The following is a 14056-nucleotide window of genomic DNA, read 5'->3' as shown; positions in this document are numbered from 1 at the left end:
TACGCTTGAACTGGCCGGGATCTTTGTACAGATCGGACTGTTGCCAAACACGGATTTCCTGAAAGCATCAAAAGTGGAACTCAGTAACCGTGGCGAGATCGTGATTAACGAGCGCAACGAAACCAGTGTGAAAGGCGTGTTTGCTGCCGGTGACTGTACTACGGTGCCGTACAAGCAGATCATTATTGCCACCGGTGAAGGTGCCAAAGCATCACTGTCTGCTTTTGATTATATTATCCGTTCGGGGCGGTAATCTGTATTCGGTATAATACGTCGCTTGATCAGGCTTATATCACAAGGTGATATAAGCCTTTTTTTTCACTCATTTTTTTATAAAAAATAATTACATTTAATTAACAATTCTAGCTCATTATTTATGCATTTTTTTAGCTATATTCAAAATACCCCTATTCAGGTGGGTGCCACAATTAGAAGGAAATGAAAATGAATAAATTGCTTATTGCTTTAGGTCTTGCTGCTAGCGTTGCCCTGGTGGGCTGTAACAAACAAGAAGCACCAGAAACAGGTGCAACCACTGGTGAACATCTTGAAAATGCAGCAGATCAGGCAGGTCATGACATTTCAAAAGCTGCTGATGAGGCTGCCGCAAAAACCGAGGCTGCGACTGAAGAAGCTACTGCTAAAATTGATGCTGCCGGCGAAGAAGCCGCTGCAAAAACTGAGGCTGCTGCCCAAAATGCTAAAGAAGCCGCTAAAGATGCCACTGTAGCGACTGCCAGTGCTGTAGAAGATGGAGCAGCCAATGTGAAAGAAAGAGCTCAACAATAATGTGAATCGTTGAAATAAAAAGGCTCCTTTTAAAGGGAGCTTTTTTATTGATTAATCATCCTTTTTTTATGACATTTCTTCGATGGTAATTGCAACAAATAATGCACATTTATATTTAACGTATTTTAAAACCTGAGCTGGCGGATCAGGTCGCAGTACAGCTTACTACCAATGATATTCTGGAAACGCATGCCCAGAATGAAATCTGCATTCACGAAAATACCAGAGCAAATCCCTTACAGGTAGCAGGTTCTTCGGCGCTTGCATTTTTTGTCTGGGCATTATTTTCCATGATTTCTATTTTAGTCAGTCCCGAACAATAACGCTCAATTGGGGTTATGACGATGGACATTGTTGGTGGGCTATATAAACGCTTTGTCCTTTTATTTTGCGGATAGCACTGGAATTAAGGAAAGTTTGTAGGTTGCCATTGGGAAATGATTGCCCTGAGCTTTGCAACCAGAACAGACTCATTATTTGACGTCAGCCCCATGCTACTTATTATTTTTACAAATATAGTTAATAAGATATTTAAAATTATAAATCCAATAATCTATTATTTTAAATTATATTATGCATGAATAATACATTAAAATATCCCGACTAATTTAGTTGTTTTTATTCCCCCATGTCTATTATTGCTACGAAATCTAATCGGTCTAATCCATCGGTTTGGGTTGCTCTTTTTCTTTTGCTCGTTGGCACACTAGGTGCCTATCAAGTTATTGGTCTTAATCAAGCCTTATTATTTCTGGTTGGCGGTGCCCTGGGCATGACCTTGTATCATGCATCCTTTGGTTTTACCTCAAGCTGGCGTGTTTTTATTCTGGAACGTCGTGGTCGTGGCTTACGTGCCCAAATGATCATGCTGGCGCTTGCCGTATTGCTGTTCTTTCCAGCCTTAGGTGCAGGCGAACTGTTTGGCAATCCCGTCAAAGGCAATGTCAATCCTGTTTCCATGTCTGTAATGATTGGCGCTTTTATCTTTGGTATAGGCATGCAACTGGGGGGCGGCTGTGCTTCAGGTACGCTTTATACCGTGGGTGGCGGTAGTGCGCGCATGATTGTGACCCTGATTTTCTTTTGCTTAGGCTCTTTAATTGCCACTGCGCATTTAGACTGGTGGTTTAACCTGCCGCATCTTGAACCCATTTCGATTGTATCGAGTTTAGGCATAATTCCTGCACTTATCGTCAGCTTTGTGCTGTTCGCTGCAATTGCTCTTGCAACCATCTTTTTTGAGAAGAAACGTCATGGTTCACTTGAAGTAGAACCCAAAGCTCAAACTCAAGGTCTTAAACGCTTCTTGGCTGGTCCATGGCCGCTTATTTGGGGCGGTATCATTCTGACCCTGCTTAACTTTGCCACCTTAGCTTTAGCCGGTCGTCCTTGGGGTGTGACTTCTGCACTTGCTGTCTGGGCGGCAAAAACAGCCAGTTTTGCCGGTGTAGACGTCGCCTCTTGGGCCTATTGGCAACAACCTGCCAATGCCAAAGCCTTGGCCAATTCATTGTGGTTCGATATTACCTCAATGATGAACTTCGGCATTATGCTTGGTGCATTATTGGCAGCAAGCCTTGCCGGTAAATTTGCGCCAAATCTCAACATTCCAAAACGCTCCCTCATTGCTGCTGTTGTGGGTGGTTTATTATTAGGCTACGGCGCACGTCTCGCCTATGGCTGTAATATCGGTGCTTACTTTAGCGGCATTGCTTCAGGCAGCTTGCATGGCTGGTTATGGCTGATCTTTGCTTTTATAGGTAACGCTCTTGGCGTGAAACTTCGTCCCATTTTCTTCCACGGTGAACGACCACAACCCGAAAAATTAACCGGTTGTTAAATCCAGATTTCAGCCTATAAAAAAGCCCATCAAATGATGGGCTTTTTTTATTTATGCTATTTTTAATTAATGCAGCGCCGCTTTTAAATTACAGCCAAAGCCCATAATTTCCTGAGCCTGACGGTATGAGGTATAACGGTTTAAAATAAAGTCATAAAACTGATCGGCATCGGCAAAATTTTTGCTTAAGTTTTCACCCTGCGCGTGGGGTAATTTCACCTGTCCAATAATATTCAGGTTTTGATGACCCAACTGGTACATCTCGGCGAAATAGCCATTCATCATTTGACAATATGCCTGTTTGACCGGTTTTAAAGAGGTACTGCTCACCGCATGCAGGTTCAAAGTCTGCAACTGGTTTACATCAAGCAGCGACTGGTCTGAAAAGGCAATATTGTTGCTTTTTTTAAAAGCCTGATAATCTTTAGATAGCTGCTGATTTAAGCTTTCAAAGCGCTGCTGCAAGCTTGCCGCATCCTGCATCTTATATTTTTGAGGATCAATCTGGATTTTTTGCTGCTCGGAAGATGAACATGCTGAAACTATTACGCTTGAAATTAAAGTCGCCAAAATGAACGGCTTCATTATAAATTGTCCTCATCACTAAATCTTGCACTAGTATGCCTGAAATCTTCAGCTAAATTGACTTTTCATTCATATAACGCCAGTACCGCTTCGGCACATACTGAATATGCAGTTTCATATTTTGCCGAACCTGAATATTGACACTGCGGAAATAATCTTTCCACAACTGGTCATACAGTAATTCCTGTTCGTCCAGTTCTACAGTAAATGCCTGACTATAGCCACTCGCCAGTGTGGCATCGACCTGATGAGCATTCATTTCGATTTGATGCACATTTTGCAAATCATAATAAATGCCGTATTTACGCTTTTCGTCATAAATCAGCCAGCGTTGATCCTGATAACGTGCCTTAAAATGCCGTTCAATCAGCGGCAATACATTAAAATCAGGCCGAACCAGACTTAAAAACAGACCATCCTGACATTTCTTGAAGCGCACAAAAGCTTCCATACGATGCTTTTCACGACCTACCTGCTTTGCCCATTGCGCTAAAGCCAGCACATCAGCATGCCCATAATTTTCATCGACCTTGTAGCGACTTTGAAAAACATAAAGGCAATAGTTAAACAGGTGCTGATGAGCGATTGGGTTTTCAGAGAGAAAAGTATAGTAAAAATTACGCTGACTCTGACCCGATGTTTTTTGCTTCAATCCTTGCCAGACCCGCTGGGCATGTTCTTCATTCGATGCCACCTGTATAAAATCATCAAACAGACCCTTTTGTGCATGCGGATTGCTCGTTACCTGCACCTGAAATTCTTTAAATTGAAAGGCACGAAACACGCAGCTCAACAGACCGGTCATGCTGCCATCAAAACAGTAAGTTGCCATTAAAAAGCAAAACCCAGTTGTGGCGATAACTGCTGCACATATTTGGACTGTCCCGACTGCAAAATCTGGCTCCGAATCTGGCCTGGCAACTGCTCCTTAATAAATTTTGGCGTATCGGCACAGCGGATAAAATGCTGCGCACGGTTATATGCAACGCCCATACGCTTCAGTTGATCGATGTGGATTTTGCCAAAGCGACGTGCCTGTACAATTTTTTTCGCTGAACGCACGCCAATACCCGGAACACGTAAAATCATGCGGTAATCTGCCCGGTTCAGATCGACAGGAAACTGTTCAGGATGCCTTAATGCCCATCCCAGCTTGGGATCAACATCCAGATCCAGATTGGGGTGTTTTTCATCGACCAGTTCTGTCGCCTCAAAGCCATAAAAACGCATCAGCCAGTCGCTTTGATAGAGCCGATTTTCTCTTAATAAGGGTGGTGCTGAACCAATCGCCGGCAAGGCTTTTTCCTGTTCATTAATTGGAATATAACCCGAGTAATACACCCGTTTCAGGTTAAATTCTTTGTAATGCCGGTCTGCCATTAAAATAATGTCTTGATCGCTTTCGCTATGTGCTCCCACCACCATTTGCGTGGTTTGCCCTGCAGGAACAAATGCAGGAACTGAGCGAATCATCTTGCGTTCATCTTTAAACTGGATTAAACGGTCACGCACAATACCCAAGTCTTTCTGTACTTCGGCATGTGTTTTCTCAGGAGCGAATTTTTGCAAGCCTGCTTCAGTCGGCATTTCTAAATTAATGCTCATCCGGTCGACATATAGCCCCGCTTCAGTAATGATTTCCGGTGATGCTCCAGGAATGGCCTTTAAATGAATATAACCGTTAAAATTTTCTTCCAGACGTAATTTTTTCACCACTTGCAGCATGCGCTCCATAGTGTAATCAGCCGACCTGAATATTCCCGAACTTAAAAACAAGCCTTCAATATAATTGCGGCGATAGAAGTTCATGGTCAAATCCACCACTTCCTGCACGGTAAAAGCCGCCCGTTTTACATCATTGGAACGACGTGACACGCAGTAAGCACAATCATAAATACAGACATTGGAAAACAGAATTTTAAGCAAAGATACACAGCGCCCATCTTCGGTATAGCTATGACAGATACCGGAACCGGTATTCCCCAGGCCTTTGTCCTTGTTTTTTCGGTTACTGCCACTTGAGGAACAGGAGACATCATATTTGGCAGCATCGGCTAAAATTTGCAGTTTTTCACGGATACGATCAGACATGTGTAATCAGCGCTAAAAAATGAATAGCTATTATAAAATTTTCAACTCAAGCAGCATGGACACTGATCTTTTATGCGACATAGTTTGACGCTTTATTTATCATTTCATTTTCATTTATTTTTAGTTGTAAAAAACTTTTTATTTCATAAAAAAATAACGAATATTATTTGCTTAATTTATAGGGCTTGGGCAAAGTGATGATATGCATAGGAGCCAAATATGACTTTATTAGAACAACTTGAGATTAAACATCCTATTTTCCTTGCACCGATGGCGGGTGTTTCTACTCCTCAATTGGCTGCGGAGGTTTCCAATCAAGGTGGTTTGGGTTCATTGGGTTTGGGTGCCAGTACCGTTGCGGCAGCGCGTCAACAAATTTTAGAAACGCAAGCCCTTACGCATAAACCCTTTCAGGTCAATTTCTTTTGCCATCAAAGTTCAGCACTTGACCCCACTATTGCCAAACAATGGATTGAATACCTAAGACCTCAATTCGAGAAGTATCATGCAACTCCGCCGACAGAATTAAAATGTATTTATCCCAGTTTTCTTGATAACGATGACTATTTAAACCTGGTTTTAGAAACTCGACCTCAGGCAGTAAGCTTTCATTTCGGCATTCCGCATGCACACCAGATTCAGGCCTTAAAACAGGCAGGTATCATGACGATGGTTTCAGCAACCAATCTGGCTGAAGCGCTGCAGATTGAAGCTGCCGGCATTGATGTCATTATTGCGCAAGGCATTGAAGCGGGTGGACACCGTGGCATTTTTAATGAAACATTTGACAGTGCCGTCAAAACTTCCGATCTGGTGCAATTGTTAAAACAGTACTGTAGCAAGCCTGTTGTGGCTGCTGGCGGGATTATGAATGGCACGCAGGCCCAACTGTTAATGCAGTTAGGCGCTGAAGCTGTCCAATTGGGCACTGCTTTCGTACAGTGCAAAAGCTCCAATGCCAACACAGCCTATCGGCAAGCCCTGTTTAGCAAACCGATTACCCAAATTACGGCCAGCATTTCGGGGCGGCCTGCTCGGGGTTTAATTAATCATTGGCATACCCAAATCGATCAGCCTGAACGTCCTCCAGTCGCCACCTACCCCTATTGCTATGACTTGGGGAAACAGTTGCATGCCGCAGCATCTGCACAAGGTGACCATGGTTTTGGAGCATTTTGGGCGGGAACCAATGTTGCCCAGATTCGGGAGATCGAAGCTGCAGATTTAATTAATCAACTGGTTCTGGAAATCAGTCAGGCCTAAGCTTACGGCTTAGACAGATTATAAAAAAACCTCTCATCTGAGAGGTTTTTTTATAATCATTCACTTAACGGGTAGCCCGGTGCCAGGCATCTTTGGCCGCATATTTGGCTTCTTCCCAACTGAGACGGGACTGATCCTTGGTATTTTCCCATTTGCTTCTCAATTCAGGTTCCACATGCTCAAATTCGACATTAGGGTCGTATTGGGAGCGACTGCCATATCCGACCTGATAAGCACTGCGGTAATCACGATCATAATCTAAATCGGCATAGGTATTGCGGGTTTCATGGAAATAAGGCCGTTCACGGTGCTGCTCGCGCCAATAGGCATCTTCCTCTTCCGGATTTGCTGTTTGCGCAATGTCGTTACCCGCGATGCCCCCAACAATCCCCCCGACAATGCCCCCAACCACTGCACCTGGAGGACCACCTACCATTCCTAGTGTAGCCCCTACAGCTGCGCCTCCCAAAGTTCCGGCACCAGTCGCAGCCAGATGATCGCCCGCTTCATTCATATCGGGTACACGATGACTTTCAGTCGCTGGCGAATTCAGGTCAGGACGTGCACTATCAAGTGTGGGTGGACTAGATTTCAATGAATCCTGATTGAATGCATCACCCTGTTCTGGAGACATTTCTGTTGAAGCAGGATTAATCTCTGAAACTGGTCTCTTGTTATTCACCATTTTCTTTCTCCTTCTGTCAGATCCATATCATCAAATTTTTTAGATAAACAGCTTTAATGAGCTTCAGAAGAATTTAGCATAAGGTAATTTTTGACCAGCTCTGTCTTATAAGTGTCCTGATTGGGTGATGAGATGTTGTCGCATGTAATTCTTTGAATATTGTTATACAAATTACGCAAAAAAGTCTCGATAAAGAGAAAACCACTACTCTTTTTTTCATGAAATTTTTTGAAATAAAGAGCAATGAGCCTATTTAAAATGAAGAAATAAAAAACAAATAAAAACTATTTGGTTTCAAGCAAGTTCACCTGCTCCACTTGTACATCACTCATAATTTCACCTTGAGCAAGAAGCTGGTTAAAATAGTCCTCTACGACATTAAACTGCTCGGCTGTGCTTTCCACCTTATACATATTTTGGCGGAATTCATTGCTTGAACGTAAACCTTTGGTGTACCAGGCAATATGTTTACGCGAAATACGGCAACCTGAGTATTCACCATAGAAGTCATACAGTTCAGATAAATGTCCCAATAACACATCTTTGACTTCAGCAATACTGGGTGCTGCAAGCTGTTCGCCTGTTTTTAAATAATGCGCAATTTCACGAAAAATCCAGGGGCGGCCCTGTGCGGCACGTCCAATCATCACAGCATCGGCACCCGTATAATCGAGCACATATTTGGCTTTTTCAGGGCTGTCGATATCGCCATTGGCAATGACTGGAATATTCAACATTTCTTTGACATCTTTAATCAAAGAATAACGTGCCGTATTCAAGTACATATCTTCACGGGTACGACCATGCAGCGCCAATGCGGCAATCCCTGCTTCTTCGGCACGCTTGGCAACCCGCAGAATATTTTCATGCCCATTTAAATATCCTAAACGGGTCTTTAAAGTCACAGGAACATCTACTGCAGCAACCACCGTATCTAAAATTCGTGCCACCAGATCTTCATCTTTTAATAATGCAGAACCTGCTAATTTATTGCAGACTTTTTTGGCCGGGCATCCCATATTGATATCGACAATCTGCGCACCATTCGCTACCTGATAGCGTGCCGCTTCCGCCAACTCGTTGGGTTCAGAACCCGCAATCTGCGCAGAAATAGGCGCCAGTTCGCCGTCAAAATTGGCCCGGTACAGACTTTTCTTGCTCATGCGTAAGGTCTGGTCTGAAGTCATCATTTCACTGACCGCATGCCCTGCACCAAAATATTTACACAACGTCCGGAAAGGACGATCCGTAACACCTGCCATGGGAGCAACAATTAAATTATTTGACAGTTGATATGGACCGATATACATATAAATTCATCACTTTTTCGACTGACATAGTATACTGCATCTGCTGTATAGGCTCATCCTTTTGGAACATGTTTTCATCATTATGAAAAAAACTCTTTTTACTTCGTCTCGGTTTAAATCTTTGAGTATTCTGGCTTTGTCTTTGAGCCTGGCGGCATGCGGCGATGGTTCTTGGTGGTCAAAAAACAATGAACCCACACTAGAAGAAGATCAGGTTAAACGTCTTATTCCACCCCGCGTCAACGATCGTAGTTCTTGGGCCAAGGATATTTACGACATTACCGATCAGCTCGGTATTCCCCAAACCAAAGAAAATATTTGCAGTATTGTGGCCGTCGTCGATCAGGAATCCAACTTCGTGGCTGACCCGCAAGTTCCCGGTTTAGGCGAAAAAGCGGTGAAGGAAGTTCAAGACCGTCTGGATGAAAAATTTAAAGATAAATTGGGTGATACTATTGGTGGAACAGTTGCAGGATATTTCCAGCAAGTTTTAAAAAATCAGCCCAGTCCTGAAAATAATTATTTAAGCCAAATGCGTCGTGTGAAAACCGAACGTGAATTAGATGAACTCTATCGTGAAATTTTTGACTATATGTCAAAACATTATCATGTCAGTGCCTTAACCGGTGCAGCCAAACTGGTTGGTCAAGACATGGGCGAAAAATTAAATCCGATTACCACTTTAGGTTCCATGCAGGTTCATATTGGCTATGCCAAAGAACATAAACGCCAAGGCGGCAATATGGCCGAATTACGTACCGACTTATATAGTCAATATGGCGGTTTATATTATGGCATCCACCGCTTGATGATGTACCCTGCCGATTATGATAAAGCGATTTATCGTTTTGCAGATTATAACTCGGGCATGTATTCAAGTCGCAACGCAGCTTTTCAAAGCATGCTCAATGACTTGACGGCAACCGAGCTTGATCTTGATGGCGATTTGTTGCTTTACACCAAAGATGGTTCAATCCGTTCTGCAGCCAGTCAGTCCGAACGCGAACTGATCAGTGTATTTGCAGCCAACAATATTCTGGTGACACCACGGCAAATTCGTTCTGACCTGAAAAAAGAAAAAGAGAAAAGCTTCGAAGATACGGCAACTTATCGTGCTGTAACCAAGTTATATCAAGAGAAAATAGGCAAAGATCCAATTTATGCTATCATGCCTGAAGTGGTCATTTCAGGTCCTAAACTGAGTCGTGATTATAATACCAACTGGTTTGCAACACGCGTAAACGGAAGATATCAATCATGTATGCAACGGGCAAAAAGAATAAAAATTTAGCGCTCTTTGATTTTGATGGAACCCTGTGTAAAAAGGACAGTTTTACAGGGTTTATCTTTTACGCCTTATCCAAACGCCATATTGTCAAACAAGGCATTAAAATTTTGCCCTGGATTCAAGCTTATTATTTGAATGTCTATTCCGCCCCTGCCATGCGTTCCAGATTGTTTCGTGCCATGTTTAGCAATGCCAATGCCTTAGAACTGCAACACATGGCACGAGAATACGCAACAAGTTTAATGTCTCAATTAAATCGGCCTTTGCTTAAGCAGCTTAAGCAGCATCAAGCCTTAGGCGATGATGTGGTTTTGGTTTCGGCATCCGTCGATGTCTATCTCAAGCATGTCTGTGAGCTACTCAATATTGATTTAATTTGCACCCATACTGAACAAATCAATAATATCTATACGGGACAATACACCACACCCGATTGCAGTTCGGAACAGAAAAGACAACGAATTTTAGAAAGATATCATTTAACTGATTATGCTGTAATTTATGCTTATGGTAATAGTCATGAAGATCAAGAGATGCTCTCGCTTGCTGATCATGGCTACATGGTTGGTGGGTCTGATCATTTACCAAATATTTTAAATCATAAAAAATTGGCTTAGTTTTATTTATAAATCATAAATAAAAAACCCACAATTTATTGTGGGTTTTTAGCTTTTGAAAAATTACATGTAGCGGATGCCGCCAATACCAAAAGTCTTTTTATAGAAAGGTATCACATTTCCTGCAGCTTGGGCATTGGTTAATTTCATACTAAAATCACCCAGCATTTCAGTCATGTCAGCTTCTCCTACAACCATGACATTCCCACGAATATTCAAGACTCCAGTGCCAGTAAACTTACCTGAAGGACTGCCTGTTCCTCCAGATGTTCCGTTCGCAATTAAGTTCCCATAATAATTAACCACAATATTATGCTGTTTTTCTTTACCGGCAGCCAATTCCAAAGATTGTGATAAAAACAGAATATTAGATATTGTCGCTGGTGACTGAGCCATCAGAGTATCTGATTTCAACTGCCCGGCAGCCTGACAATATTGTAAAAGATAATTGGTAGGACAAATTTTTTGTGCCCGTGTAGTTTTTTGTTCATCGGTAGCGGTAATGTAATAATGGTGAGGTGCAAAAGCATTATAAACAGCATCTTTGGACTCGTCTAATAATTCAGTTTTGATTTTTTGAGTGGAAATTACCGTATTTATAAAGTCTGTTGTTTTAGATAAATTAACTGTCACATTTCCGTCAAACCATAATACTCCAGTAATTTCTGAATTGGCAGTAACTACCCAAGAGTCACTTTGACGAGTCACAGCTACAGGACAAGTAATAACTGTTTCTGCTGTTATCTGTTTATTTTCAGTAGCATCAAAAAAATTATTCTTCATGCATTTTGCATTACCATTTTCTAAAGTAAAAATATAATTGGCATCTTTACGTAAGTCTTCAGGTCTAATAAAGCTTTTAGGGGTATAAGCTACCACTGTAATACCAGCATTACTTAAAGCAGATGCATCATAAGTCTGGTTATTATTTTTATTAATAATCCCTCCTGAAACCTCAAGTGTTACACCAGAAGCAGAAAGGTCTTCTAATTTATTTACGCGCAATCCACCGGCAAAAACTGAACCTGTTTGTGATTTGCTTTCTAATTCTTCAGTAATAACGAATTGGGAACGTAAAATCGAGGTGGTTCCACCACTGATTGTCCCAGTCTCAATCTTGGCAATATTTGCAAAATTAGTATCTGCTTGGTCTTTTAAAAATTTAGACAAAGCCTGATAACCAATCATAGCCTGCATTTGTGCTTGGGTTTGTGCATGAGCTGTCGTTGCACTCGATTGTAGATTACGCATTGAAGACATATAACCTACAGTAAGAACAGTTAAAGACAGTCCAACTAGCACAATAAATAAAAGAGATGAAAAACCTTTCTGTTTAGAACAAAATAGAATTTCTTTAGGGACTTTCATATTTTTAAATATATTATTCATTTTTGGCTCCCCTATTTAAAATTAACTAGGCAGGTCACATTGCTAATGGTCTTAGCACTTGTAGCACTACTCGCCGCATAAGTTTTGGCTGTGAGTAAGACCTGATATTTACCACCACTCGAAGTACTATTTTTAACGCCAAAAGGTAGACAACCGCTTATTTCCTGAACTTGTATATTAATTTCGCCAATATTATTTGTATTATTCGAAATTCCAGAACTACTGAGCGTACTTTCCACTTGAATAAGTAATTCCTTTGCAAGTGTATCTGCAGGTTTTGCCAGACTTGAACAACTATAACCGGTATTTTTCCCATAAAAATACAAACCATTGCTGTGACTTTGTAATGCCTGGCAATCTGTATCGGAAACTTTCCAAACCAAAAATTTTCCAGCTGCTTTTTTGCTTGTTGAATCCAGATTAACCGTATTACCCTCTGAATCCAGTACCTGAAAATTCGTCCCGTACCCTGCATTAGTATTGGTTATTCCAAACCCCATTCCTTGCAAGATACGGTCAGCTGCAATAAAACCCAACGTCATACTGCTATCTACTTTAGCGCCTAAAGAAGATTCAGCGGTCACCTTTCCCGTCGTAATAAATGCACGCAGCATGGCCAAAATAATAATAATGGATAAGGCCATTGCAATTAAAATTTCAAGTAAAGATACACCACGCTGTGAAAAATTCAGGTTATTCATATTCCCTCTCCTTCACGGCGACATTTGTACTTTGACAGGCACAAAGGTATCACTACTCTTGACCTGAAGCTCAGCATAGGTCACGTCTACATTTGCCTCTGCCACGCCATTATTCGGATTTGTGGTGCCATCCAAAGCCTTAACAGTAAAAGCCTGCTTTTTTACGATACAATCAGCTTGCTCATTTGAACCTGCTATCTCTACTTGTATAGAATGAGTTCCTACAGCTTTAGCACCGCATTGGGCAGAATTTTCCAGCTGCTGGCGAAACTGATTAATTGTATGTAAATGGATATTCTGATCACGATGTATGACCGCCGTACGGCCTGCAATAAACGCTGCCCCTAAACCAATAATCGCCATCAATACAATAGAAATTAAAACCTCAATTAAGGTCACACCCTGCTGACATTTCAATGAAGGTGAAGATTTATAATGCACCTGTTGCATTTGTTCCCCATTCGCAGTAATGCTATAAACAGTACAATTTGCTGTCATTACATAAGCATTGTTGTTGAGTGGAATTTTATTATTACATTCATTGGATAAGGTCACTGTAACCGTGGGTTCAATTACAACCTGCAATACTATTGAATCTGTTGTGCTGTCGTCCTTATTCCTCACGATTATTTTTTTATTGGTATTATCCACAATCAGTAGTGCCGCTGGTGCTGTACTATCAATGGGCACTGCATTTGGATTACGAATAGCTTCGTTTTTTGCCCGACTGTAGGCTTCCAGAAATAATTTTTCAGTCTTGGTAATTTGTGCATTTGCCACCCAAGCTCGCCCTAAAGGAAAGATTGCTAAAGCGAGCATGGCCAATAATGCAATTGCAATCATTAGCTCAATAAGCGTAACTCCACGGTGCTGACTTACCATGATGTTAGACCACCGCAGCTGGAGCCACCTGTGATTGTTCTTATATTTTTATTGGTTAAAGATAGACTACAACCTGCAACGTGTACCTGTTTTCCCCGTTGCGGTTAAAGTGTACGATGTAGCAGAGTTACATTTGCTGTATATTCAAATGTTTCTGTTTCTGCCGGTTGCCAAGCAGTAGCATATTCCTGAGTTTTGACTGTAGATACAGTCGGATTTGTTGTTGGAATGGGATAAGTTAAATTTCGTTGGTATAAGCTTTCAATGACTAAACTTAATGTTACAAGATCAGCTCCAGCATTACGCGCCTTCGCTTTAGTAATGTAATTGGAGTACATTGGCATCGCAATTCCCGCAAGAATAGCCAGAATTAAGACTGTAACCATAAGCTCTACAAGAGTAAAACCTGATTCAATTTTTTGAGCTAGTAAAGATGACTTTTTGTACATTTTTCTTTCCTACACCAGATGGCATATTTACCTACAGAAAAATAACACATCACATTTCGGTGGTGTTTCAAAAAGTATGCTAGCGTTAAACAAATCCGTTATTAAGGTAAAAGAAAGTCAAATCAAAGGCTTTAAAATGATTTTCGAGCTTTTTAGAAAAGTTGCAA

The 14056-nt window shown here is 41.5% G+C and carries 16 protein-coding genes and 1 pseudogene; 7 read left to right on the top strand and 10 right to left on the bottom strand.

What is annotated here, in order from left to right:
• The 4 genes from ACPUEY_RS13395 to ACPUEY_RS13380 form a co-directional block, all read left to right on the top strand.
• A partial coding sequence (locus ACPUEY_RS13395; RefSeq protein ID WP_425122384.1) for an FAD-dependent oxidoreductase occupies positions 1-253 on the top strand: 253 nt, incomplete at its 5' end.
• Between the two features lie 191 nt (positions 254-444).
• Positions 445-789, top strand: a complete 345-nt coding sequence (locus ACPUEY_RS13390; RefSeq protein ID WP_092818392.1) for a hypothetical protein — start codon at positions 445-447, stop codon at positions 787-789.
• 176 nt (positions 790-965) lie between these two features.
• Entirely contained in the window at positions 966-1112 is a 147-nt protein-coding gene (locus ACPUEY_RS13385) for a hypothetical protein (protein WP_425122385.1), read from the top strand.
• Between the two features lie 305 nt (positions 1113-1417).
• Complete coding sequence (locus ACPUEY_RS13380; protein WP_425122383.1) at positions 1418-2629, top strand: YeeE/YedE family protein; 1212 nt, start codon at positions 1418-1420, stop codon at positions 2627-2629.
• A 66-nt stretch (positions 2630-2695) separates the two neighbouring features.
• On the opposite strand, the gene ACPUEY_RS13375 is transcribed toward ACPUEY_RS13380, so the two are convergent.
• From ACPUEY_RS13375 to ACPUEY_RS13365, 3 genes are read right to left on the bottom strand one after another with little or no spacing between them, the layout of a single operon-like run.
• Positions 2696-3214, bottom strand: a complete 519-nt coding sequence (locus tag ACPUEY_RS13375) for a hypothetical protein (RefSeq protein ID WP_131273332.1) — start codon at positions 3212-3214, stop codon at positions 2696-2698.
• Between the two features lie 52 nt (positions 3215-3266).
• Positions 3267-4046: a TIGR03915 family putative DNA repair protein gene (locus ACPUEY_RS13370; RefSeq protein WP_092818396.1), complete on the bottom strand. Its 780-nt coding sequence runs from the start codon at positions 4044-4046 to the stop codon at positions 3267-3269.
• A complete protein-coding gene (locus ACPUEY_RS13365; RefSeq protein WP_092818397.1) occupies positions 4046-5305 on the bottom strand; it encodes a putative DNA modification/repair radical SAM protein in 1260 nt (419 codons plus the stop codon). Before ACPUEY_RS13365 ends, ACPUEY_RS13370 begins: the two co-directional genes overlap by 1 nt.
• A gap of 219 nt (positions 5306-5524) precedes the next feature.
• On the opposite strand from ACPUEY_RS13365, the gene ACPUEY_RS13360 reads away from it, so the two are divergent.
• Positions 5525-6568: an NAD(P)H-dependent flavin oxidoreductase gene (locus tag ACPUEY_RS13360; RefSeq protein ID WP_092818398.1), complete on the top strand. Its 1044-nt coding sequence runs from the start codon at positions 5525-5527 to the stop codon at positions 6566-6568.
• Between the two features lie 64 nt (positions 6569-6632).
• On the opposite strand, the gene ACPUEY_RS13355 is transcribed toward ACPUEY_RS13360, so the two are convergent.
• Positions 6633-7253 carry a hypothetical protein gene (locus ACPUEY_RS13355; protein WP_425122382.1) on the bottom strand — a complete coding sequence of 207 codons (621 nt, stop codon included), beginning with the start codon at positions 7251-7253 and terminating at the stop codon, positions 6633-6635.
• A gap of 284 nt (positions 7254-7537) precedes the next feature.
• On the bottom strand, positions 7538-8563 hold the full coding sequence (gene dusB / locus ACPUEY_RS13350) for a tRNA dihydrouridine synthase DusB (RefSeq protein WP_425122381.1): 1026 nt from the start codon (positions 8561-8563) through the stop codon (positions 7538-7540).
• 82 nt (positions 8564-8645) lie between these two features.
• Here dusB and ACPUEY_RS13345 point away from each other — a divergent pair, with 82 nt between their 5' ends.
• On the top strand, positions 8646-9854 hold the full coding sequence (locus tag ACPUEY_RS13345) for a DUF1615 family protein (RefSeq protein ID WP_425122380.1): 1209 nt from the start codon (positions 8646-8648) through the stop codon (positions 9852-9854).
• A complete protein-coding gene (locus ACPUEY_RS13340) occupies positions 9821-10468 on the top strand; it encodes an HAD-IB family hydrolase (RefSeq protein ID WP_425122379.1) in 648 nt (215 codons plus the stop codon). Before ACPUEY_RS13345 ends, ACPUEY_RS13340 begins: the two co-directional genes overlap by 34 nt.
• 63 nt (positions 10469-10531) lie before the next feature.
• Here the strand turns inward: ACPUEY_RS13340 and ACPUEY_RS13335 are convergent, their stop codons facing one another.
• The 5 genes and pseudogenes from ACPUEY_RS13335 to ACPUEY_RS13315 all read right to left on the bottom strand — a co-directional run.
• Positions 10532-11857 (bottom strand): hypothetical protein, encoded by a 1326-nt coding sequence (locus tag ACPUEY_RS13335; protein ID WP_425122378.1) that lies wholly within the window; start codon positions 11855-11857, stop codon positions 10532-10534.
• Between the two features lie 11 nt (positions 11858-11868).
• Complete coding sequence (locus tag ACPUEY_RS13330) at positions 11869-12558, bottom strand: PilW family protein (protein ID WP_425122377.1); 690 nt, start codon at positions 12556-12558, stop codon at positions 11869-11871.
• 12 nt (positions 12559-12570) lie between these two features.
• Positions 12571-13440: a PulJ/GspJ family protein gene (locus ACPUEY_RS13325; protein WP_425122376.1), complete on the bottom strand. Its 870-nt coding sequence runs from the start codon at positions 13438-13440 to the stop codon at positions 12571-12573.
• Between the two features lie 104 nt (positions 13441-13544).
• On the bottom strand, positions 13545-13889 hold the full coding sequence (locus ACPUEY_RS13320) for a type IV pilin protein (protein WP_425122375.1): 345 nt from the start codon (positions 13887-13889) through the stop codon (positions 13545-13547).
• Positions 13890-13974: 85 nt separating this feature from the next.
• Positions 13975-14056: pseudogene (locus tag ACPUEY_RS13315) on the bottom strand (IS1 family transposase); the annotation flags it as partial.

This window comes from Acinetobacter sp. G11 (assembly GCF_049808495.1).
Taxonomy (GTDB): domain Bacteria; phylum Pseudomonadota; class Gammaproteobacteria; order Pseudomonadales; family Moraxellaceae; genus Acinetobacter; species Acinetobacter kookii.
This window is presented reverse-complemented; position numbering and strand designations above follow the sequence as displayed.